General features: G+C 38.9%; 1 protein-coding gene and 1 rRNA gene. One reads left to right on the top strand and one right to left on the bottom strand.

Annotated features, from left to right (window positions below):
* Positions 1 to 105: ribosomal RNA gene (rrf, locus tag FTV52_RS14435) — 5S ribosomal RNA — on the top strand; the annotation flags it as partial.
* A 138-nt stretch (positions 106 to 243) separates the two neighbouring features.
* On the opposite strand, the gene FTV52_RS14430 is transcribed toward rrf, so the two are convergent.
* On the bottom strand, positions 244 to 1,623 hold the full coding sequence (locus FTV52_RS14430) for a dihydrolipoyl dehydrogenase (RefSeq protein WP_179991039.1): 1,380 nt from the start codon (positions 1,621 to 1,623) through the stop codon (positions 244 to 246).
* Between the last annotated feature and the right edge of the window lie 241 nt (positions 1,624 to 1,864).

Here is a 1,864-nt window from a genome sequence, read left to right as displayed (position 1 = left end):
ATAGCAAGAGTGAACCACCTGATCCCTTCCCGAACTCAGAAGTGAAACCTCTTCGCGCTGATGGTAGTGTGGGGTTACCCATGTGAGAGTAAGTCATCGCCAGCTCATTATTCGAACACCCTCAACTCACGTTGAGGGTGTTTTTTTATGTAGAAAAGAAAATATTAAAAACTATAAAAAGTGAAGGCAAAATAAAACCATCAGGGGATGGTTTTAAAGAGTAAGCATACTTTCTAAATTTGATTAGACATCACGTAGTAGTCGACGTGCATGTTTAAATGCTGTTCTTAAACCTTCTTCTAGTGTTGGATGGTAGAACGGTTTATCTAAAATATCTTCAAGTGTGAGTTCTTCATCAATCATCCAAGCCAATAAGTGCGCCATGTGCTCAGCAGCATCCACAAATAATTCAGCACCTAATAACTTTTGACTTTTATTATCAATATAAACTTCAATAGCACCTTTATTTTTTCCTAGCACCAAGGCGCGACCTTGTTTTTCATAAGAAACAAAGCCTGTTGTAAATGCAATATTTTGATCTTTCAGTTGTTTATAGTTTTGTCCTACAGATGCCATTTCAGGTGAGCTAAACACAATACCCATGGGTGTTAATGTTTTAATATTTTCAATATTTGGAAAGCTTAAACAATTATGCACGGCTGCACGCCCTTCATGTGCTCCTTCATGTTGAATGGGGGTGTTAGTGTGTGCATCACCCACAATAAAAATAGCATGCCGTCCGAGTTGTTTGGTATGAGGATCAATTGGGAGCTGTTTGATGTTGTTAAAACTCGTATCAATATTTTCAAGATGAAGCTGATCTAAATAGCTGCGTCTACCCGTAGCAACCAATACATAATCGGCAGTTAAGCTTTGTATTTGTCCATTTTCTTGATATTCAATTTGCACGCCTTGTTCTGTTCTTTGTAGTTGTGTTGGCAAGGTTTCAAATTTGATATTCAATTCTTGACTAAGTGTATCTTGTGCAATGGTTTGTAGTTCTGGGCTGCTGAGTGAACCAACTTTACGACTACGTGCAAAAATAGTGGTATCTACCCCTAAGCGTTGCATAGCTTGAGCTAATTCGATTGCAATTACACCACTGCCAATGACGGCCAAAGATTGGGGTAAGTTCTCTAATTCAAAGATTTGATCTGATGTGATTAAGCGTTCGCCTAATTTTTCTTTCCATGCTTGCTCATAAGCAGGAGTAGAACCGACTGCAACAATAAAAGCTTTTGCCTGATATTGCTGTCCATTCACTTGAATTGTATGGGCATCTATGAAAGTCGCAAAACCTGAAATCTTATGGGATGCTTCCCAACGATCTACATCTTTTTGTGTGGCACGGGTAAAGCGATCACGTAATTGGCGTACGTGCGTCATGATTTGGGATGTATCAATTTTTGCATCTACCGTGAGTGCAACTTCTTGTGCATGTTGTATGTCGTGCATGCGATTGGCACTAGAGATGAGAACTTTGCTGGGCATACAACCAACGCGGGCACAGGTGGTGTCCCATGGACCGTGATTGATGATGAGTAGGTTTTGGGTGTATTTAATCGCTTCTTTATAGGCGCTAATGCCTGCGGTGCCTGCACCAATAATAATGAGGTCGTACATTTGTGAGCTACTTCATGTAATAAATAAATTTAGGCTAACACAAGCAAAACATTTATCATGCTTTTATTTACATAAAGCAGTAACTATGGTTACATATCTGACAATATTAATTTTACCCGAATTACGGATAAGAAAAGCCCTTGAAAAAAAGGTAGTTAGAGCCATTTAGAAAGTTACGACACAACCCAAAGGCTCTAACTACCATGTACGATTTTACAGAAATTTTTTGTATTGTTGATGA

This window comes from Acinetobacter sp. YH1901141 (genome assembly GCF_013416935.1).
Lineage (GTDB): Bacteria > Pseudomonadota > Gammaproteobacteria > Pseudomonadales > Moraxellaceae > Acinetobacter > Acinetobacter towneri.
This window is presented reverse-complemented; position numbering and strand designations above follow the sequence as displayed.

Bases quoted from the DNA above. Each gene is read 5' to 3' on its own strand.
- FTV52_RS14430 (WP_179991039.1), bottom strand. From the start codon at position 1,623: ATGTACGACCTCATTATTATTGGTGCAGGCACCGCAGGCATTAGCGCC.